Here is a 19,628-nt window from a genome sequence, read left to right as displayed (position 1 = left end):
GCTAGGGATTAAAATGTTATCTACTGCATTATTCATGACTTCAATTCAAGCTTGCTGAGAAAAAACCGCTAACGTTTGTTGTAATTTAACCGCTTGCTGCAAATAAGAGTCATCGCCCCAAAGCTGAAATGCGAGTAAATACCACAACATCGCCATCAATTGGCAGCGAGGTTGCCACATTTTTACACCAGCAATCCATTCATCAACCTGATCGATCTGACGATAGTGGCAATAACGAAATACAGATTCCAATAATGGCAGCTCACTCGCTTCAATCATCAAAGCAAGATCCAAACGAGGATCAGCAAGAGTGGCGTATTCCCAATCGATCACTCGGTAGCCTATATGGGTTTGAATAATGTTGTAACCAGCAAAATCGAAATGACACAAACTTGCAGGTATTGACGAGCAACTCGGTGCTGATCGCCATTGATGATAGAGGGCTTCATACTCGGCACTCTTCAATTTATCGGATAGCTGCAACCAATAGTGATCGACACGTGCGGTGTAATTAAAAGGGGCTACGGGTAGACGAGTTACCGAGGTTTGATGGATCTTGGCGAGCAACGGAATTAATGAGTCACCGGGCAAGCCTTCCATCAACGCTTTACCCGCTATCCATTCAACCAATAATCCTTGATCATTAATGGTGATGGCTTTAGGTCCGAGCTGTGTTTGCTCTATCGCTTTTAGAATTTGATATTCTTGAAAACGAGAAATAGCGAACGCTTTAGTGATTGTGGTGACGGGCCGCCACACATAGTGCTCATCAGCAGAGTGTTCAATCCGCCAACAGCGATTGGTTAGACCACCGACTAGGGTTTGTGCATATTCTGGAGGAGAAGGAAAAAAGTGAGTTAATGACGCTAACGTCGTATCCAGTCGACATGCTTCACGCCACGACATTTTCGCCATCACTCACCTCATTACTGTATACTTACCAACCAAATAAGCTTCTAGACTGCTGTTTACGTATTTCTGTTTCATCAGCCCACTCAATCAAACCCGTTCTCAGGTCCATTAAGCGCATGGTCATTTTGTAATAGACATCTTTATCATTACCGGCACTTTTAACAATGCTTGATAAGTTACCGTACAGCATGTATTGCGCACCAACCATTTGTCCAAATTGAATCGCGGAACGTTGGTCAACCAACTCATCGGTATTTTGGAAATTCAGTTGCTTACGTACCGCTTCAACACGATCCATATCGACAAACCGGAATTTACCTGAATTGAGCATTTTGGTACTAATAGTGTCAGTGATCGATTCAGTATCAATATGCTCACTGGTTTTATTCTTAATCCGTTCCACAAAGACGATAGGACGTGCATCGCGGGTGATCGCTGCTACGGAGCCCGACATCATCATGCTATCGACCATCTCCGCCGCGATTTTTTGTAAATCCGTAGAACCAAAGTCGACAGTTACTGTTTCCACCGCTTGTGCATCACCATAACTGACTCGGTTCGAACATCCGCCCAATAAAACCGCGACACCAAGCAGTGCAATTACACTCTTTCTCATGTTGTTTCCTCAATTCATCTGATCAATTAATTATTTAACTCACGGATTTGTAATCGAAACTGCGTTCCTTGCGGATTAACTGACACTTCTGACATGGTGCGTTGTTCACCGCCACGTAACATCAGTGCCTGCCAAGTTCCCGGCTGTGGATTAACTTCAAGCCCATTATCATCATACCAATAAAAACGATATTGAAGATGTTGATCACCGCGATAACGACTGAGTACTTGTACTACGCCTCGAGTATGACCATGAGCTTGAACGGTTTTAATCTCTTCTATTTGTACTCTTCCCGCCAGCACATTATCAGCAAATAACACCCGTTGACTCATACCATCAACTCGCATACCGGCGGTATTACTGGCACAAGCCGTTAGAAAAAAGAGCGCCAATACACTTACTATGATTGTTTTCATCATAACCTTCCTAGTTGTCGGTGCCAGATGGTGGCTTTACTTCCTTGCCGAGAAACCCACACTAAAGTCGTACCGCCTTCTGGCACATTAAAGGTATAGCTTAGACCATCAGAAGTCAGAGTTTGCTCACCTGATTTTACGCTATGATGCGCCGCATAAACACGACCGGGCAAAGTTATCCAACTTCGAGTGTCCGGTTGCTCCGTTAACGTATTAAACACATTCAGCAAAAGGCTACTCACCCCATCACCCTGTGTACTCTCTTTACGGATTTGATCTTTGGCAACCACCCGCAAAGCTTGACGAACCACCATACTCGGCATACGTTCGGAGAGGTCATGCCTTGCCATCAAATTAACATCGGTCAGTAAATCACTTGGTAACACTTGTTGATTTAAGAATAGTGGAGAAAAACGCGTCGGTGCGACTGTTGGATAATAAGGTAATGCCAAAGAGTATAATACCGTATTCCCCCGCCGATCCGAGAGAGGGAGTGTCAAACGCCAATTCTGTCTCGCATCAACAACCCCCTGCTCCTCAATAATAATCACTTGACCTTGCTGAGCATGCAGCGCTGTTCTTTCACCATAGCGTTGCGTCAGTTGAGATAAATGCTCATTCATACCTAAACGCTTCGCGACCCGCATCGTACCATCAATCACGGCACGATTGGATGGCACCACCGCTAATGCTCGCCGATAATCAACATAAGCGCTGTTTAGGTCATCAGCGGCTTCATACAACAACGCCGACACGTACAACAGATAACCACTCTGTACTGCTTGTAGTGTCTCTCCTGCATCCGGGTATTGCGCTAAAATACTGCCAATATTGGGAGTAATACCGCTTGCTCGTAACTCTTTCTGTGCTTTTTCTAATTGCGCTTGACGGTTTTTACGAGCTTGCTCTTGTACCTGATTCGCGCGACGCATTTCAACCAATGCACTTTCTAATTGATTACTATGCAGGTAGTTCAAGCCCAAATAAAGGTGTAAAAAACCGAGCTCATAATCAGCAGGCGTATATTCTTGCAAGTTATCATTGATAGCCAATGCACCAGCACTGCTTGCTGTCGCACTTAATGAAATAACGGCTTGATCTTGCTGACGTTGAACAGCCGCATCAGATAAGGCGAATGCCGAACGACTCTGTTCAAATTGCTCAGCAAGTAAATAAACCCGCCCTTTTTCGAGATTATCTAAAATATCACCAGCGACATAATCCGATAACGTTGCACTAGCTTGAGCATAATCGCCCTCTTTTACGGTCTGATGTAATCGAGCATTTTGCGCACTGTAATGGCTAAATAAGTTACCAGCGGTAAAACTAGCACAAGCGCTCAGTAATACGCAGACCGAAAGTAAACCGCTGCGCAGCAGATAAACGTTCACTCGGTGTTTTCTCCCCCGCAAAGCCAGCATCAACTCATCAACAACGGACCTAAAGGTCGGCCACCAACCAAATGCATGTGAATATGGTAAACCTCTTGACCACCGTGGGCATTACAGTTGACGATCAGACGATAGCCATCGGCTGCAATTCCTTCTTGCTTAGCTATTTTTTTAGCCACGGTAAAAAGACGTCCTAAGGCTAATTCATCCTCATCGGTCACATCATTCACAGTCGCAATCAATCGGTTAGGGATAATTAAAATATGGCTTGGTGCGCGTGGATTAATATCGCGAAATGCGGTAACCAGTTCGTCTTGATAAAGAATATCAGCAGGGATTTCTTTACGGATGATTTTGCTAAATAGGGTTTCTTCAGCCATGACATACTCCATTAATAGGGATGAATAAAATCGTTTCCGTTGAGTATGCGACAAGGGACGATAAAGCTCAATACAAAACACGGCCCACTTAACAGAATGGCTTTCAACTACTTACGCAACCGACGTTTTGCTGCCCGGATCATGAAATGCGTGTGTCATTATCAATACAATACTGACTAATTTGTTAATTTTTTATGACTGCCATTCACACCATTTATTGTTGCACGTCAAACACTAGAAACGTCACCCGATTGACAACGTTCAATCACACTAAGGGGCTGCGAGTCTGACGAAGAGTACAATCTTAAATGGAATGAATCTTGTTGAGTCATTTTGCTACAAAGTACTTCATGGAGAGAAATATGCAAGGTTCTGTTATTCGACGAATGTACGCAGGCTTTACACTGATCATCATCATGTTCGCCATTACCGTGACCATCATGATGGACAGCATGCGTCAGATCCACCAAAATTTCGAAGGTGTAACGAGTTCGGTATTACCACTGGTCTCGTTATCTAATCAAACCAGTGTCCAGCTCCTTTCTGCGGATAAATCGTTTAAAGATTTTTTGACCACCCAAAATGTTGAGCTGATGAATCAACGCCGTCAGGAATTTACTCAAGCACAAAGTGAATTCCAGCTCTTGATTGATAAACTAGCCGCAGCGAGCGCTCAACATTCGGTACTCGAAGAGCGGATCAGCGCTTTACGAGAACTAGAACAACGCTACTTCAATGAAGCCTATTTAGCGATGACCAACTATCAAGCGATGTTTGATGCGCAGGCTAAAGTGCAGCAATCAACTCGTGACTTTCAACGCCTGCATTCATCACTCAGTGTTGGTATGAGGGAACTGGTTGATCAACAAACCAGTGTATCGATAAAGATGATGGCGAATGGTTATTTTATGCGCCTAAGGGATGCCGAGCTAATCACCTCTGATGCCCTAGCAAGTTCAGATCGAGAGTTTGTCGATAAATCTCTCTCCAGAAATCGGCGGGCAGTCTCTCAACTCAATGATGCATTCAGAGGCTTAGCAGCTCAATTACCTGAACTTAACCGAAATTTTAGTGAATCTATTCAGCAGTTCACTCTAGATGTAGGTCATAAAGGTGGCGTGCTTGATCAACATAATGAGTATCTACAAGCCCGCTATGCTCTGTATGATAATATTGCCAACCTAGCGAAGGATGTCGATAACGCAATGGTTATTTTAGATTCCTTTAACCAAGCAGCAACGCAAGATTTAAATCACGCGTTGTATGATGCGGGAGAAGTGTATGATTCTGGCGTCTATCGAGCGATTGCGATCGGTTTATTGGTCACTCTATTAGCAGCGGGGATTGGTTATCATATTGCTCATAGTGTAAGAAGCCCCCTCAAGCACATACTCACCACCTTAGAAAGTTTAACCCAGGGCGACATGACCAAACGTATTGAAGTTCGCCATCATAATGAATTTGCTCGAGTGAGTTCGCACATTAACTCTTTAGCCGATAATCTGCATGATATTCTAATGAAGCTGAACACCGCATCCGATGATCTCACCCTGACCGCGAATACTAACCAATCAACATCACAACATGCGCAAAATAAACTCAATAGCCAGCGTGAGCAAACCGCGAATGTTGCGACAGCAATGACCGAAATGGCTCATTCGGTACAAGAAGTGGCGAATAATGCGCAAAACTCTTTGCATATGGTCCAACAAGTAGAAAGCGCGTCAGAATCTGGACGACGGATCATGAATGACAACATCACCACTATCAATCAACTTGAATCGCGCCTGACCGATTCCGTCAGTGCCGTCAGTGAACTGCACAAAATGAGCAGTAAAATTGGCTCGATTTTGGATGTAATTCGCAATATCGCCGAGCAAACGAATCTGCTCGCACTAAATGCGGCTATCGAAGCGGCACGCGCAGGAGAACAAGGACGAGGCTTTGCGGTTGTCGCAGATGAAGTGCGTGTATTAGCGCAGCGTACTACGCAATCGACGTCTGAAATCGAAACCATGATCAGTAACTTACAATCTAGCTCAAATACGGCTAGTAAAGTGATAGAGAGCTGCATGCAAGAGATGGATCAATCGGTCGAAAAAGCTTCAACGGCCAATAGTGCCATGGAGGAGATCCAAGCTCTGATCATCGAGATTAGCCAAATGAGTACCCATATTTCCCAAGCGGCACTCGAACAGAGTGAAACCACTAGCTCAATGGCTCGCAGTATTGAAGACATTAATCATATTGCCGATCAAAGCTATCAAGCGATGAGTGAAATCGCCCAAACCAGTGCAAATTTAACTCGTCTCGCCGAGCAACAAGGGCAATTAGTACACCGTTTCACCTTGTAATTTATCCAATCATTATGCCCTGAGTTTTCAGGAACCACACCCAGCCCCATGATCATAGATACATATTGTGAATGGGGCGCTTACTCATCCCCCCAGCTAAGCGTATTGTTCTCCAGCATTGGGTTAGCTCTGTGTCAAAACTGCGCTGCTCTGGTACTTTTATTCGCTCTTCTGGTTGTTTTTTCACGGCCTCACCGTTATATCAACACAAAGGCTTGCACACTTCCTATTTCCCCTCTCCACTTTGCAAGCCACACATGAGGATTATCTATGGCCGTTCATGTTGGCATTATTGACCAAGACCCCGTGCGTTTAGTCACCCCCCTACTCGACAATCGGACCATCAGTCGGCACATTGTGTTTATTGGTGACGACTCTCAGCGCAGTCTGTTTTCTCGCTTAAGTACCGTTCTGGATCGGCGTAAGATTACGTCAGAATTTTTTGAAATACCTGCTGGCGCTGAGATAGCCAAAATAAAAGCCGCAATTCGACAACTGGCAGAAAAACTCAAAAATCGTAAAGAAGAGGTAAAATTGAATGCCAGCTGTGGCCTTCGTCATCGCTTACTGAGTGTGTATGAGGTATTTCGTACTCATCATTGGCCTATTTTTGTCGTTGAACCCAGCAGCGACAGACTTTGCTGGCTCTATCCAGAGGATGCTGGCGACACACAGCTGCAAGATAACATCACCATTGCCGATTATCTGACTATCTTTGGCGCTCGGGGTGAGTTCAGTGAATACCATTTATCGCCTCAGCTCGATCTCAAACTCCACGCTCTAGGACAGCGTTGGGCAAGTCACGCACTGGAACTCGGTCCCGGTCTGGCTACGCTCAACTATCTGGCGACCACGTGCCGAAAAGAGCAACGTTTAGAGGTTGAATTATCAGAAAAGCAGCAAGGCTATCGAGAGTTAAATTTATTGCTCGATGATTTGGTTGACAGTGGAATTGCCACTTATCAACAAGGGATACTGACCTTTGTCAATGAAGATGCACGCCGCTTTGCCAATGGCGAATGGTTAGAAACCTTAGTCCATAGTACAGTAAAACAGATCCAACACGATCTACCGACCATTCAAGACTGCTCTCTTAATGTACAAGTCTATCGTCAGCTTGGTGAGCGAGAGGTTCGTAATGAGCTGGACGTCGCCACCGTAGTCAACAACAAACTGCACATCATTGAATGCAAGACGAAAGGCATGCGCGACGATGGCGATGACACCCTCTATAAGCTTGAATCTTTGCGTGATTTACTTGGTGGCTTACAAGCGAGAGCAATGTTGGTGAGTTTTCGTCCACTCCGCCACAATGATATAACTCGAGCAGAGGATCTAGGTTTGGCCCTGATTGGACCCGATGAGTTAAAAGATCTCAAAACTCATCTTACTCATTGGTTTAAAGCAGCAGGAGGTGGAGAGGCGGTATAATCTTTACGACCAACAAGCGTGAGATTCCAGTGAACCATCAGGTTCATTAGCGCTCAGCAAGATAAGCATTCCTCGTTCAATAGCGCGTCATGAACGATTGAACGAGGAAAAGGATAGCTAATGGCTAGTGATCATCCTCGGTAAAGTTCGATGGCAACGTCATCTTCATTTGATTCCAAATCTGCGCACTAGCAATACCATAGTGGCGGATCACATGAGGTAATTGCTCAAAATTTTCGGTCTGACACACATCCAGCAACTGACGATAAAACGCAAGGGCCAGTTGACGAGCCTCAGGATTAGAAAAATAGTAGCTACCAACACGGTCATAGAGCTTCTTAACCCCATTAAAGATCAAGCCATAAATTTGGTTGCCCGAGTGGAAAGCTAAACGTTGAAAAAGCATGTAATCATAGAAGTTGAACGTTTTAGCGATCAGGGCATCTTGACGTTTTTCTTCATCTTTCTCACCATCTTCTTTGATATGCTGTTTGATTTTTTCGGCATAAGGTGAAGAAGCGATAAACGCATCCCAACTTTCAGCATTCAGCAGTGCTTCACTGCACTCAATCACATTACTGATCGTTCTTGCCGAGCTCTCTTGATTGTTTTTAAATGCGTAACGCATAAAGATTGGGCTGATATTAGTCCGTGCCGCTAACAGATCCTCAACGATACTGGTGGCATTTTCGGCATCCAATGTCATCAAGGTGTCTAATATATGCAAACCTGAAGTTTCCATAAATTGATTCACTTTGGTCGGCTTGCCATGTTGAATGGTTAACCATCCATCACGAGCCAGACGCTGTAATACTTCACGTAAAGTGGTTCGAGTAACGCCGATAAGTTCTGATAATTCACGTTCTGCGGGTAAAATTGACCCAGGAGCAAAGCGGCCATTCCAAATGCTTTCGATGATGTATTTTTCTGCAAAACCCGCTGGGCTTTTTGCCTTGATAACCATTAACTACTTATCCAGTGTCTGTTGATTTGCGTCGAATAGTACTCATCATACCACCAGTTGTCATTCAGCGGAAACAAACCCTCAGTAAAGTTATGTGAGCTTTTTGTTGGAGTAATTACTCTATTTTTTTTGACAAGGTTTTATTAGTCTCGTCATATAACTACGATTTTTTCAATGTAACTTACCAAAAACAAAGCGTTAAAAGCCGTGCTACTATATTTACTCTCCAATCCTCATCCTCTACTCTTATCCGTCTCTATCCTCAACGACTGAGGAAGCCAGTAGCAGAGCTACGGCTCATCTCATGTCATCAAGGTCGCTAACTAACTGAGAGAAATAACCATGCCGATGTCACTCGGAAGTGCCTTTATTAAAAACTTTTTAGGCAAAGCGCCTGATTGGTACAAAGTTGCCATTATTACCTTCCTTATTATCAATCCTATCGTCTTCTTTTTCATCGATCCTTTTGTTGCCGGATGGTTGTTAGTCGCGGAATTCATTTTCACTTTAGCTATGGCGCTGAAGTGTTATCCTCTCCAGCCCGGTGGATTACTGGCGATTGAAGCGATTGCGATAGGCATGACCAGTCCAGAACAGGTCAAACACGAGTTAGTCGCCAATATTGAAGTTCTACTTTTATTGATGTTTATGGTCGCAGGGATCTACTTTATGAAGAACTTGCTCCTGTTCATTTTCACCAAAATCTTACTCGGCATCCGCTCCAAAATACTGTTATCTGTCGCCTTTTGTCTGACTGCCGCATTCCTTTCCGCTTTCCTTGATGCGTTAACCGTCATCGCCGTGATCATCAGTGTCGCAGTCGGATTCTATGCCATTTATCATAAAGTGGCTTCTGGGCAGCCCATTCTCGCTACGCACGATCATACTCACGATGAGCAAATCTCTGAACTGACTCGTAATGACTTAGAAGACTATCGCGCTTTTCTACGCTCACTATTAATGCACGCAGGTGTCGGTACCGCTTTAGGGGGCGTGATGACCATGGTTGGTGAGCCGCAGAATCTTATCATTGCCGATCACGCGGGTTGGCTTTTTGGTGAATTTTTCATCCGTATGGCCCCCATTACTATTCCTGTGTTGCTTTGCGGTATTTTAACTTGTGTGGTGATAGAAAAATTTCAGATATTTGGTTATGGCGCTCCACTGCCTATCAATGTACGACAAATACTCATGGACTTTGATAGCCAAGCTCGCCGCAACCGAACAAAACAAGATATTGCCAAACTTTGGGTTCAGGCCTTGATTGCCGTTTGGCTGATTATTGGCTTAGCTTTACACCTTGCTGCGGTTGGTCTGATCGGTTTATCAGTGATCATTCTCGCCACCAGCTTTTCTGGCATCGTTGAAGAACATGCGATGGGTAAAGCTTTTGAAGAAGCGCTGCCCTTTACCGCGTTACTGGCGGTTTTTTTCTCGATTGTCGCCGTGATCATCGATCAACAACTGTTTACACCTATTATCGATGCGGTGCTGCATATTGATGATAAGGGCAGTCAACTGGCTCTGTTTTATGTTGCTAATGGCTTGCTATCGATGGTTTCTGATAACGTATTTGTCGGTACGGTCTACATTAGCGAGGTTCAAGCGGCGTTAACACACGGCATTATCTCAAGAGATCAATTCGATCTTCTTGCAGTGGCAATAAATACTGGGACCAACCTCCCCTCTGTAGCAACGCCTAATGGTCAAGCCGCTTTCTTATTTTTACTCACTTCAGCGCTAGCGCCATTAATTCGCTTGTCGTATGGGCGCATGGTGTTTATGGCGCTACCCTATACCATTGTCATGACCTTAGTGGGATTAGTCGGTGTGATCGTCTTCCTAGAACCGATGACTGGGTATTTTTATGATCTTGGCTGGATAACCCATCATAGCCTCAAAGCGGGAGCCATGCTCAGCAGCCATTAAAAATTGTATTGAATAAGAAACCAATCCAAGCTAAAAAGCTCTAATCGACGACGAAATGACTATTTCGTCGTCATGTTAATTTAGCAAGGACAGTCATGTGAACTTTATCTTTCAACTTCAACGCTTTTCCCGCTCTCGTCTATCATGGGCTTTACTGCTTGGCTTAGTGATTTTTTTTGAACTTTGCGCACTTTACTTCCAGCATGTCATGCTGCTTGCTCCCTGCGTGATGTGTGTTTATGAACGTATCGCTATGCTCGGCATTGTCGGTGCCGCAGGTATTGGCTTAATTAACCCCCAACGCGCTCTGTTGCGATGGCTTGGTTTTTCCGGTTGGGGTTACAGCGCTTATCAAGGCCTAAGCCTTTCACTCCAACATGTCGATTATCAACTGAACCCATCTCCATTTAATACTTGCGATCTGTTTGTTACTTTTCCGAGTTGGGCACCACTTAATCAATGGATGCCGTGGATGTTTGAAGCGTATGGCGATTGTAGCCAAATCTCTTGGCAATTATTCAATCTATCGATGCCGCAATGGTTGGTGGTAATTTTTGCAGGTAATTTACTCGCGCTGAGCGTGATGGTGGCCGTACAGTTTGTAAAACAGAAATAATAAAAATGCCCACCATCAGGTGGGCAAAATCAGCAGTGCGATTAATACTTAGAAGAAATATTTGAAACGAACGCGAACACCTACATCTTGATCATCGGCAGCGTTGTCAACTTTCGAGAAGTAAGAACCCAAGTAGATAGAGAAATCTTGTACATCCATTACGTTAGCAATTTCATAAGATGCCCAAGTCGTATTCATTTTCTCTTTGCTGCCAGTGTCTGCTTGTGAATAGATATGGCCTAAACCAAAGCGCTTATACTGAATCACTGCACCAATGGAAGTATCTTCTTTGGTACCAGTGACATCAAAATCACGGTAGGCGTAACTCAAATCCAGACTAAAGTCTTGTACTGAGTAGTTAACCGTTGCACCGTAACCAAGATAATCATTAGCCGCATCGGCTTTATCTGCCGTTAAGTTTGCTTCTAATGCTGCAGCAAAACGTAAGTTATCTGTAGCTTGGAAAGCGACCACAGGGCGAACAAAAACTGCGTTTTTGTCAGCGCCATCATTTTGCTTAAACAGCGAGCCTAATTCAAAGTAGAGACTATCGATCGATTTTGCATAGCTCACTTGACCATAGTCACCACGACCACGAGCGTCTTTCATACGGTAAGGTTCAATAACGTCGCCAGCGGCATTAGTACGAGCAAAATCGAGCATCGTATCTTGGCCAACAGGGAACATATCAAAGCCTTCAAAGCGACCAATTTTTAATTCCCAATCGGCTTGGCGACCAATAGCGAAGAAAGCATCATCCAAATCCACATCACCGCTGGATTTTAGTAGCGGCTGAACTTGAACTCTTAAATAGTGATCATTCGCGACTTCACGTTCTGCTGCGATCTGCACCAAAATACGGCCACTTTGACTAAAGTCTTGAGTACCTTGATTGCTTCTATCTTTATCGACGAAGTTAAGATCATACTCAACATCACCGCCAATCGTAAATAAACCCTGTTCATTTTCAACGCTGATCCCTGCATTCGCAGCCAGTGCAGCAGAGACCAAAACAGAAGCAAGCGAAAGTTTACCAAAGGTATTAAATTTCATTATTATCTCCATTGACCTTAAGGTCATTGTGTTGATTTTATTAGTTTAGTGCTGTCCTTAGCTTTACCCAGACCCCAAGTGTGCGATTAGGGGGTACATCGTTTTCATGTGGTTATCGTTTTGAAGTCCGAGGTCAGTGACCACTGTGCATGAGAATCCCTTCGTGCCGCTGACGAGCTGAGTGTACATTCACCAAATAGATAGAAACCATGAATCCGATCACAATGAAAACCGTTCCCAATTAATAAATTACGAATTATTTCCGTTTCGTCACGCTTATTAAATTAATTTGGATACGAAATTAATTACTGGCATGATTTTTAATGTTAATTTTTTTACTGAAAAAATTAATTAAACCCAAGAATGTTATTAGCTTGATAAAATATGTGGGAGTAGGCATGGATAAAATGATGAATGGCGGAGACGAGAATGATATTACTTATGTGTGCATGATATCGTTAGAGGTGAAATAATAGCTCCCTTCTCTCGGTCTGAAAATAATCTTGCTTTCACCTCGACATGATTTAGCTTATCGTCAATCAAGCCTCACCATCATTGGGCCTGTTACGGTCGACTTGCCGAATTGGTCATGGCAAACCTTCCTCTAGCAGTCATAAAAATAGCGCGCCATGTCAATGCGAAAAACAAATATAAATATGCCAATGATCGAACCATTCTCAGTATCCGTAAATGAGCTTAACTGACAGCGAATTAATCGTTTTAGCACTTTTCTTTGTTGACAAAATGAAAAACTGCAGTGAACTCGGTAGCTTTGTTGTGACGTAGAATGCCAAATGGCTACTTAGTTGTAACATACGTGTATAATGTGTTGCAGACTGCTTTGTTTTCTTTAGAATAATGTGCCGAAGCAAACTAGTTGATAGATAATCCCTCATCACTGACTTAGTTTTGACGTTTATTTATCCATTACATAAGACTCTATGGTTTCCTGGGAGGAAAAATGAAAACCAAAAGTAACATTAAAGTTACTTTGATATTGTTAGGGGTTGCGGTTTTAGGTCTTATTGGCGCTATCTTCAGCACTGATATGGTGTTGTTTGATCCCAAAGGACCGATTGGTGAAGCGCAAAAATCACTGATCATTACCTCCGTGCTACTCATGGCAATTATCATTATCCCGGTCTTGTTCATGGCGATTTACTTTCCTTACAAGTACCGTCATAGCAACACTAAGGCTGAGTACAAACCCAAGTGGGAACACTCAACGAAGATTGAAATCGTCGTTTGGGCGATTCCATGTTTGATTATTCTCGCGTTGGGCCGCATCACTTATCTTACTGCTTTTTCACTCGATCCGAGGCAAGCAATAGAGTCAGATAAGCCACCGTTGACTATTCAGGTCGTCGCGATGAACTGGAAATGGCTATTCATCTACCCAGAGAAAGGAATCGCCACCATCAACGAAATTTCATTTCCCGTTGATCGCCCAGTGCAATTTCTGGTGACTTCAGATACAACAATGAACTCTTTCTTTATCCCTCAATTAGGTAGTCAAATCTATGCGATGGCAGGGATGGAAAACCGTTTGAGTTTAATGGCTTCTGAAGAAGGTGTTTATCGTGGCATGTCAGCGAACTACAGTGGATTAGGTTTTTCCAATATGCATTTTAAAGCTCATGCCGTCACTGATGAGCAATTTGAGCAATGGGTTAACCAAGTAAAAAGTTCAGGCAACGTGCTTGATGACTATAGCTATCAAGCGCTAGTGGATAATTCCCACGAGCAGATTCGAACTCAGCACCCGATTACCTACTTCTCTACGGTTAATCCACTGCAATTTAAAGACATCATTGAGAAATATTCAGGAGTCCAAAATGGCTTATAAAGGCGATGTTCATGCCGAGCCGAATGCAGTCTTCGGTAAACTGAACTGGGACGTTATCCCGTATCATGACCCGGTTATTTTACCCGTCATGCTTGCGGTTGTTCTCGGCGGTTTAGCACTGCTCGGTTATATCACTTACGCAAAAAAATGGGCTTACTTATGGCACGAATGGTTTACCTCTGTCGACCATAAGAAGATAGGTCTGATGTATATCATCGTCGCAGGTGTGATGATGTTTCGTGGATTTGCTGATGCTGTCATGATGCGTTCGCATCAAGCGGCAGAGAGCGTCGGTCTTGGATACCTTCCACCAGAACATTATGACCAGGTCTTTACCGCTCACGGCGTGATCATGATTTTCTTTGTTGCGATGCCCTTTATCGTCGGCTTAATGAATATCATTGTTCCGCTGCAAATCGGGGCTCGAGATGTCGCCTTCCCTTTCCTTAACTCTTTGAGTTTTTGGTTATTCGTGGCAGGGGCAATTCTTGTCAATATCTCATTGTTTGTCGGTGAGTTTGCGGCAACGGGTTGGTTGGCTTATCCTCCTCTTTCAGGGAGTGAATATAACCCTTGGGTCGGGGTCGATTACTGGCTGTGGGCGCTGCAGATATCCGGGATAGGTACCTTGTTAACTGGGGTTAACTTCATCGCGACGATATTGCGCATGCGAGCGCCTGGAATGAAACTCATGCAGATGCCAGTATTTACTTGGACATCGCTCTGCGCCAACGCCTTAATTGTCGTGGCATTCCCGATTCTAACCGTCACTATTACCCTACTCACCCTTGACCGTTATATCGGTACTCACTTCTTTACGAGTGACATGGGTGGTAACCCAATGATGTACGTAAACTTGATTTGGGCTTGGGGTCACCCTGAAGTTTATATCTTGATTTTACCTGCATTTGGTATTTTCTCAGAAGTGGTGGCGACGTTCTCACGCAAACGTCTTTTCGGTTATACATCGTTAGTTCTTGCTACCGCCGTAATCATGCTGCTTTCTTTTGTGGTTTGGTTACACCATTTCTTCACCATGGGTGCGGGGGCGAGCGTCAATGCCTTCTTTGGTATTGCGACCATGATTATTTCCATTCCAACCGGGGTGAAAATATTCAACTGGCTGTTTACCATGTACAAAGGACGAGTCGAGTTCTCAGCCAGTATGTGGTGGACTTTCTCATTCCTTATCACCTTCACTATCGGTGGTATGACGGGGGTTATGCTGGCCGTTCCTGCGGCTAACTTTGTCCTACACAATAGCTTATTCGTTATCGCCCACTTCCATAACGTGATTATTGGTGGTGCGCTGTTCGGCTACTTTGCAGGTTTAACCTACTGGTTCCCGAAAGCAACCGGCTTTAAGCTCAACGAAAAATGGGGCAAGATCTCTTGTGTCCTATGGAGTGTCGGCTTCTTTGTTGCCTTTATGCCTGTCTATGTATTGGGCTTTAACGGCATGACTCGTCGCTTATCGAGCATAGAAAACCCAGAATGGGCACCGCTGTTGTGGATTGCTGCTGCGGGTGTTGGTCTCGTCGCTCTTGGCGTGGCTGCGCAAGTATGGCAAATCTTCATCAGTATCCGTGATCGCAAAGATAACTTAGATACCACAGGTGACCCATGGAATGGCCGCACTCTTGAGTGGGCGACCTCGTCACCACCACCATTCTATAACTTTGCGACATTGCCAAAAATTCACGATCGTGATGAGCATCACTACCGTAAAGAACATGGTATGGCATACGTGAAACCTGAGCGTTACAAACAGATCCATATGCCAAAAAATACTTGGGCTGGCGTCGTAATCAGTGCTTTCTCATTGGTATTTGGATTTGCTTTTGTTTGGCATATCTGGTGGATGGTGATTGTTGGCTTCGTTGGTATGATTGGGGCGTGGATTGCTTACAGCTTCGACCGCAACAAAGATTACTATGTTCCAGTATCGGAGGTTGAAGCGATTGAAACTCCGCATCTAGAGCGCGTTTATCAAGACCACCCGCATTTCAACTCTCAACCAGAGCTTTCTGGCTCTAAACAAACGGTATGAGGATTGAGGAGTAATAATGAGCACACATACTCAAACTAATGACTTACATGATGATCATGATCATCATGATACCGCCGGTGACGATCTCTTTGGCTTTTGGGTTTATATCCTAAGTGACTGTTTATTGTTCGGTACCCTGTTCGCTGTTTTTGCGGTTTTTTCTAACAGCTTTGCTGGAATGGTTGAACCAAGCGCTCTGTTTGACCTTTGGTTTGTTGCTGGCACAACGGCTTTACTATTGCTAAGTAGCTTAACCTTCGGTATGGCAATGCTAAAGCAAAATGCCCATGATATGAAAGGCATGGCGACTTGGCTAGGCATTACTTTCGCGCTAGGCTTTGGCTTCTTGATCATGGAGCTCTATGAGTTCCATCATCTTAGCCTCGCTGGGGCTACTTTTAGCACCAGTGCCTATTGGTCATCTTTCTACGCATTGGTGGCGACTCACGGTCTGCACGTCTTTGCCGGTTTAATTTGGATGATCGTCTTATTCTTCCATTTTAAACGTGATGGTTTCACCACAGCGAATAAGACTCGCTTAGCACTACTCAGCTTGTTCTGGCACTTCTTAGATATTATCTGGATCTGTGTATTCAGCGTAGTGTACTTAATGGGGGTAATGTAATGGAACACTCTTATGAACAGACCCATGGTGGTCAAGCGCATGGTAGCGTGAAAGAGTACTTACTGGGTTTCTTGTATTCGGTACTCCTGACGTTAATCCCATTTGCGATGGTGATGGCAGACATTGGCTCGCCAACCACCAAAGTTGTGGTTATTCTGATCTGTGCCGTGGCTCAGATCCTAGTACAACTTGTGTTCTTTCTACATATGAACACCTCATCAGAGCAAGCTTGGAATGTGATTACCGCCGTCTTTTCTGTGGTAATTGTCGCTATCGTCTTAGTCGGCTCTATGTGGATCATGCAGCATCTTAACCACAATATGCTGATGGGACACTAACTGGAAGTAATGATGTTCAAGCACTATTTACAACTTACTAAACCAGGCATCATCCGCGGCAACCTCGTTGCCGCGGCGGGTGGTTTCTTTCTGGCCTCACAAGGCCAGATTGACTGGCAACTTTTTATTGCTGTTTGCCTTGGCACCAGTTTGGTCGTAGCCTCTGGCTGTGTCTTTAATAACTATATTGACATAGACATAGATGCAAAAATGCAGCGTACACGTAACCGTGAACTGGTACAAAAAATCGTTCCCGTTTCACACGCGCTGATGCAAGCTTGCTTACTTGGGCTTGCTGGCTTTGCCATTTTGTATTTTTTCACCTCAAAACTTGCCTTTGGCTTCGGTGTACTGGGTTTTGTCGTTTATGTCGGCTTTTACAGCCTCTATTATAAACGCCATTCTGTGCATGGTACTTTAATTGGTGGTTTATCTGGTGCTTGTCCTCCTGTCATTGGTTACTTTGCCGTCACTCATCAACTTGATATTGGTGGCGCTATTTTATTTTTAACGTTCTGTATTTGGCAAATCCCCCACTCTTATGCGATTGCCATTTATCGATTTAATGATTATAAAGCGGCTAACATTCCTGTTCTTCCTATTCAAGAAGGTATCGCTAAGGCTCGCTACCATATCATTGGTTATATTATTGCCTTTGCTGTGGCATGTTGGGCACTCACTTACCATGGATATGCGGGAAGCTGGTTCGCTCTAGGTATGGGATTGATTAGCCTTTATTGGTTATATATCGCCAAGGTTGGCTTTCAAAAGATGCCGACCGAGCAGTGGGGCAAACAATTAATGTTGTTATCTATTGCTTGTATCATGTTGTTCTGCTTATTGATTTCAGTTGATTTCGCTCATGTAGCAGTACATAACGATATTCAAGCGGCACTGCCAACGTTCAGTTTAGAAGGCCTATCGTCATGAGTTCAAAAGCGATTAAATACACCTTAATAACTGGGGCGATTTTGATCGCCATTGTTATTAGTTTGTATGTTAAATATTCAACCGTCCCCATCGGGGAGCGACCAGTACAACCCAATCAAATCGGTGGTAACTTTAGTCTTCATACCGCACTGGGTGACATTAATTTGGATGATTATCAAGGGAAAGTAGTGGTACTTTACTTTGGTTATCTGAGCTGTGCCGAGGTCTGTCCAGCGTCAATGGGCGTCATGTCGGCGGCTTTTCGCATGCTACCTGCCGAGGTCGGTGATGAGGTACAAGGCTTGTTTATCAGTGTCGACCCCTCGCGCGATGATCTGACATCATTGCATCAATTTGCGCAGCATTTTGATCCCAGAATTAAAGGCGCAACTGGCACTGCAGAAGACATTAATAAAATCACAAACCAATATGGTGTCTATTATGACATGGTTAATATGCAAAATTCCGCATTGAGCTACACCGTTGATCATGTCTCCCGATTCTTTGTTATCGCCCCTAATGGACAGTTTGTTACGTCGATGAGCTACAGTACAACACCGACAGAACTGGCTGCCCGTATCGAACGCACACTACAACGCTACCAAGAAACTAAACAAGGTTAATCATGAATCGTATTGTCCAACTCTTTATTGGCGTCATTTTGCTACTCGTGTTAGCAACCATCGTTCGTCATTTCACGGCTGAAAGCGATGCCGCCTCTAATCATCATCATGCTCATCATTCTTTACAAGATGAACAACTGATTGCTATCGGTAAAGGCTTATCGATTGCAGAGCCTAAAGCGAAAGCCACCATTCCTGGAACCAAAGTCAGTGCCGGATACCTCTCATTGGTCAACCAGTCTGACTCTGATATTGTTTTCATCGCTGCACGTAGCGATGCCGCAACACATACTGAGTTACATCATATGGTGATGGAAAATAGCCGTATGTCGATGCGTCAAGTCGAGAGCATCACGGTGCCAGCTCATGGTCAGTTTGATCTTACTCCAGGTGGCTATCATATTATGTTTATGGATATTGCAACGCCCTTCGTCGCTGGGCAAACTGTTGTTGTCGAATTGATCGATGATGCGCAAAATGTTTATCCGGTTGAGCTACCGGTACTGGATATGAGTAACAACCACACTCACGCCCATTAATCACCTCGGGAGAAAAAAGTGCTTACCTCCGCAAAAAAACTGTCTTTGATTGCGCTCACCAGTACCATCTCTTGCAGTGTCATGGCTGAGTCTCCGACAAGACCCACAACCTCAATGGATATTATTGCCGAGCAGCAAGCACTGCCCTGCGAGAGCATGCTCACTGAGTTTGCGGCAGAAGTACTGAAACTCAATCCACACCGCATGCTAGAGCAGATAACCCCTATTAGCCATGATCAGTTGTTTCATGCCTTCACAGTCACCGATTATCGAGACAGAGCGAGCCATATCACTTTTCATGCCGTAGAAAATACCGCGGGCCAATGTCAGGCAACGGCGATCGAAAGTTACTTGTTACAAACCAATTGTGCGGACGCAAGGCACGAAGCGTTCAGTAAGTGGACATTTCAAGGTAAACTGAATCAAGAAACTATGGTTCTTACTAGCGATCGTATCGCTGGTAAACAAGCTTTTCTGACCGATCAGAGTCCTGCAGTTTGCTTAGTTACAACTCGCTATCAAGTGATAAAACCAGCTAGCCAATAACCTACGCGTTTAATGATGAAAAAAGGCCCTGTTGAACACAGGGCCTTTTTATGTATAGATTAATTTTAA

20 protein-coding genes are annotated in these 19,628 nt (G+C 44.2%); 12 read left to right on the top strand and 8 right to left on the bottom strand.

Features of this window, described 5'->3' with window-relative positions; all coding sequences use genetic code 11:
• Positions 1-45: 45 nt before the first annotated feature.
• The 5 genes from CAG60_RS04450 to hinT are packed head-to-tail and all read right to left on the bottom strand — an operon-like array spanning position 46 to position 3,715.
• Complete coding sequence (locus CAG60_RS04450; RefSeq protein ID WP_161438380.1) at positions 46-915, bottom strand: phosphotransferase; 870 nt, start codon at positions 913-915, stop codon at positions 46-48.
• A 22-nt stretch (positions 916-937) separates the two neighbouring features.
• Entirely contained in the window at positions 938-1,528 is a 591-nt protein-coding gene (gene lpoB / locus CAG60_RS04445; protein ID WP_072668550.1) for a penicillin-binding protein activator LpoB, read from the bottom strand.
• Positions 1,529-1,554: 26 nt separating this feature from the next.
• Positions 1,555-1,944: a YcfL family protein gene (locus tag CAG60_RS04440; protein WP_040904485.1), complete on the bottom strand. Its 390-nt coding sequence runs from the start codon at positions 1,942-1,944 to the stop codon at positions 1,555-1,557.
• The gene (locus CAG60_RS04435) at positions 1,944-3,365 is read right to left on the bottom strand and encodes a COG3014 family protein (protein WP_237667747.1); all 1,422 of its coding nucleotides are present in this window, start codon (positions 3,363-3,365) and stop codon (positions 1,944-1,946) included. Before CAG60_RS04435 ends, CAG60_RS04440 begins: the two co-directional genes overlap by 1 nt.
• Positions 3,365-3,715 carry a purine nucleoside phosphoramidase gene (hinT, locus tag CAG60_RS04430; protein WP_004395614.1) on the bottom strand — a complete coding sequence of 117 codons (351 nt, stop codon included), beginning with the start codon at positions 3,713-3,715 and terminating at the stop codon, positions 3,365-3,367. The genes CAG60_RS04435 and hinT overlap by 1 nt, the downstream gene beginning before the upstream one ends.
• A gap of 362 nt (positions 3,716-4,077) precedes the next feature.
• Between hinT and CAG60_RS04425 the strand changes: the two genes are divergently transcribed.
• Positions 4,078-6,069, top strand: coding sequence for a methyl-accepting chemotaxis protein (locus CAG60_RS04425; protein ID WP_161438378.1), 1,992 nt, complete (start codon positions 4,078-4,080; stop codon positions 6,067-6,069).
• A 52-nt stretch (positions 6,070-6,121) separates the two neighbouring features.
• Here CAG60_RS04425 and CAG60_RS16750 read toward each other — a convergent pair whose 3' ends face one another.
• Positions 6,122-6,256: a hypothetical protein gene (locus CAG60_RS16750; RefSeq protein WP_272924704.1), complete on the bottom strand. Its 135-nt coding sequence runs from the start codon at positions 6,254-6,256 to the stop codon at positions 6,122-6,124.
• 83 nt (positions 6,257-6,339) lie between these two features.
• Here CAG60_RS16750 and CAG60_RS04420 point away from each other — a divergent pair, with 83 nt between their 5' ends.
• Positions 6,340-7,500 carry a DUF1887 family protein gene (locus tag CAG60_RS04420; protein ID WP_154168616.1) on the top strand — a complete coding sequence of 387 codons (1,161 nt, stop codon included), beginning with the start codon at positions 6,340-6,342 and terminating at the stop codon, positions 7,498-7,500.
• 124 nt (positions 7,501-7,624) lie between these two features.
• Here CAG60_RS04420 and fadR read toward each other — a convergent pair whose 3' ends face one another.
• Positions 7,625-8,464, bottom strand: a complete 840-nt coding sequence (fadR, locus tag CAG60_RS04415) for a fatty acid metabolism transcriptional regulator FadR (protein WP_154168618.1) — start codon at positions 8,462-8,464, stop codon at positions 7,625-7,627.
• Positions 8,465-8,806: 342 nt separating this feature from the next.
• Between fadR and nhaB the strand changes: the two genes are divergently transcribed.
• Together nhaB and dsbB are read left to right on the top strand one after the other, a co-directional pair.
• Positions 8,807-10,393 carry a Na(+)/H(+) antiporter NhaB gene (gene nhaB, locus CAG60_RS04410; protein WP_158144075.1) on the top strand — a complete coding sequence of 529 codons (1,587 nt, stop codon included), beginning with the start codon at positions 8,807-8,809 and terminating at the stop codon, positions 10,391-10,393.
• A gap of 97 nt (positions 10,394-10,490) precedes the next feature.
• A complete protein-coding gene (gene dsbB / locus CAG60_RS04405; protein ID WP_161438377.1) occupies positions 10,491-11,009 on the top strand; it encodes a disulfide bond formation protein DsbB in 519 nt (172 codons plus the stop codon).
• A 48-nt stretch (positions 11,010-11,057) separates the two neighbouring features.
• Here dsbB and CAG60_RS04400 read toward each other — a convergent pair whose 3' ends face one another.
• Positions 11,058-12,062, bottom strand: a complete 1,005-nt coding sequence (locus CAG60_RS04400; protein WP_161438376.1) for a carbohydrate porin — start codon at positions 12,060-12,062, stop codon at positions 11,058-11,060.
• A 961-nt stretch (positions 12,063-13,023) separates the two neighbouring features.
• Between CAG60_RS04400 and cyoA the strand changes: the two genes are divergently transcribed.
• The 8 genes from cyoA to CAG60_RS04360 are packed head-to-tail and all read left to right on the top strand — an operon-like array spanning position 13,024 to position 19,559.
• Positions 13,024-13,908: a ubiquinol oxidase subunit II gene (gene cyoA / locus CAG60_RS04395; RefSeq protein WP_158144077.1), complete on the top strand. Its 885-nt coding sequence runs from the start codon at positions 13,024-13,026 to the stop codon at positions 13,906-13,908.
• On the top strand, positions 13,898-15,958 hold the full coding sequence (cyoB, locus tag CAG60_RS04390) for a cytochrome o ubiquinol oxidase subunit I (protein ID WP_115152710.1): 2,061 nt from the start codon (positions 13,898-13,900) through the stop codon (positions 15,956-15,958). Before cyoA ends, cyoB begins: the two co-directional genes overlap by 11 nt.
• A gap of 16 nt (positions 15,959-15,974) precedes the next feature.
• Positions 15,975-16,583, top strand: a complete 609-nt coding sequence (cyoC, locus tag CAG60_RS04385) for a cytochrome o ubiquinol oxidase subunit III (RefSeq protein WP_158138158.1) — start codon at positions 15,975-15,977, stop codon at positions 16,581-16,583.
• Positions 16,583-16,921: a cytochrome o ubiquinol oxidase subunit IV gene (cyoD, locus tag CAG60_RS04380; protein WP_004395624.1), complete on the top strand. Its 339-nt coding sequence runs from the start codon at positions 16,583-16,585 to the stop codon at positions 16,919-16,921. Before cyoC ends, cyoD begins: the two co-directional genes overlap by 1 nt.
• Before the next feature lie 9 nt (positions 16,922-16,930).
• A complete protein-coding gene (gene cyoE, locus CAG60_RS04375; protein WP_199244801.1) occupies positions 16,931-17,851 on the top strand; it encodes a heme o synthase in 921 nt (306 codons plus the stop codon).
• The gene (locus CAG60_RS04370; RefSeq protein WP_004395626.1) at positions 17,848-18,474 is read left to right on the top strand and encodes an SCO family protein; all 627 of its coding nucleotides are present in this window, start codon (positions 17,848-17,850) and stop codon (positions 18,472-18,474) included. Before cyoE ends, CAG60_RS04370 begins: the two co-directional genes overlap by 4 nt.
• A gap of 2 nt (positions 18,475-18,476) precedes the next feature.
• Complete coding sequence (locus tag CAG60_RS04365) at positions 18,477-19,013, top strand: copper chaperone PCu(A)C (protein WP_161438375.1); 537 nt, start codon at positions 18,477-18,479, stop codon at positions 19,011-19,013.
• A gap of 18 nt (positions 19,014-19,031) precedes the next feature.
• Positions 19,032-19,559, top strand: coding sequence for a hypothetical protein (locus CAG60_RS04360; RefSeq protein WP_337247086.1), 528 nt, complete (start codon positions 19,032-19,034; stop codon positions 19,557-19,559).
• Positions 19,560-19,628: the final 69 nt, after the last annotated feature.

Source organism: Vibrio sp. V33_P6A3T137 (assembly GCF_009904835.1).
GTDB lineage: Bacteria > Pseudomonadota > Gammaproteobacteria > Enterobacterales > Vibrionaceae > Vibrio > Vibrio metschnikovii.
Note: the sequence above shows the minus strand (reverse complement) of the source record. Positions and strands in the feature narration are given on the sequence as shown.

Coding starts and splice junctions, on each gene's coding strand:
- CAG60_RS04435 (WP_237667747.1), bottom strand. CDS start 3,365: ATGCTGGCTTTGCGGGGGAGAAAACACCGAGTGAACGTTTATCTGCTG.
- CAG60_RS04440 (WP_040904485.1), bottom strand. CDS start 1,944: ATGAAAACAATCATAGTAAGTGTATTGGCGCTCTTTTTTCTAACGGCT.
- CAG60_RS04425 (WP_161438378.1), top strand. CDS start 4,078: ATGCAAGGTTCTGTTATTCGACGAATGTACGCAGGCTTTACACTGATC.
- CAG60_RS04450 (WP_161438380.1), bottom strand. CDS start 915: ATGGCGAAAATGTCGTGGCGTGAAGCATGTCGACTGGATACGACGTTA.
- CAG60_RS04370 (WP_004395626.1), top strand. CDS start 17,848: ATGAGTTCAAAAGCGATTAAATACACCTTAATAACTGGGGCGATTTTG.
- CAG60_RS04420 (WP_154168616.1), top strand. CDS start 6,340: ATGGCCGTTCATGTTGGCATTATTGACCAAGACCCCGTGCGTTTAGTC.
- hinT (WP_004395614.1), bottom strand. CDS start 3,715: ATGGCTGAAGAAACCCTATTTAGCAAAATCATCCGTAAAGAAATCCCT.
- cyoA (WP_158144077.1), top strand. CDS start 13,024: ATGAAAACCAAAAGTAACATTAAAGTTACTTTGATATTGTTAGGGGTT.
- CAG60_RS04400 (WP_161438376.1), bottom strand. CDS start 12,062: ATGAAATTTAATACCTTTGGTAAACTTTCGCTTGCTTCTGTTTTGGTC.
- cyoC (WP_158138158.1), top strand. CDS start 15,975: ATGAGCACACATACTCAAACTAATGACTTACATGATGATCATGATCAT.
- fadR (WP_154168618.1), bottom strand. CDS start 8,464: ATGGTTATCAAGGCAAAAAGCCCAGCGGGTTTTGCAGAAAAATACATC.
- lpoB (WP_072668550.1), bottom strand. CDS start 1,528: ATGAGAAAGAGTGTAATTGCACTGCTTGGTGTCGCGGTTTTATTGGGC.
- cyoB (WP_115152710.1), top strand. CDS start 13,898: ATGGCTTATAAAGGCGATGTTCATGCCGAGCCGAATGCAGTCTTCGGT.
- cyoE (WP_199244801.1), top strand. CDS start 16,931: ATGATGTTCAAGCACTATTTACAACTTACTAAACCAGGCATCATCCGC.
- nhaB (WP_158144075.1), top strand. CDS start 8,807: ATGCCGATGTCACTCGGAAGTGCCTTTATTAAAAACTTTTTAGGCAAA.
- CAG60_RS04365 (WP_161438375.1), top strand. CDS start 18,477: ATGAATCGTATTGTCCAACTCTTTATTGGCGTCATTTTGCTACTCGTG.
- cyoD (WP_004395624.1), top strand. CDS start 16,583: ATGGAACACTCTTATGAACAGACCCATGGTGGTCAAGCGCATGGTAGC.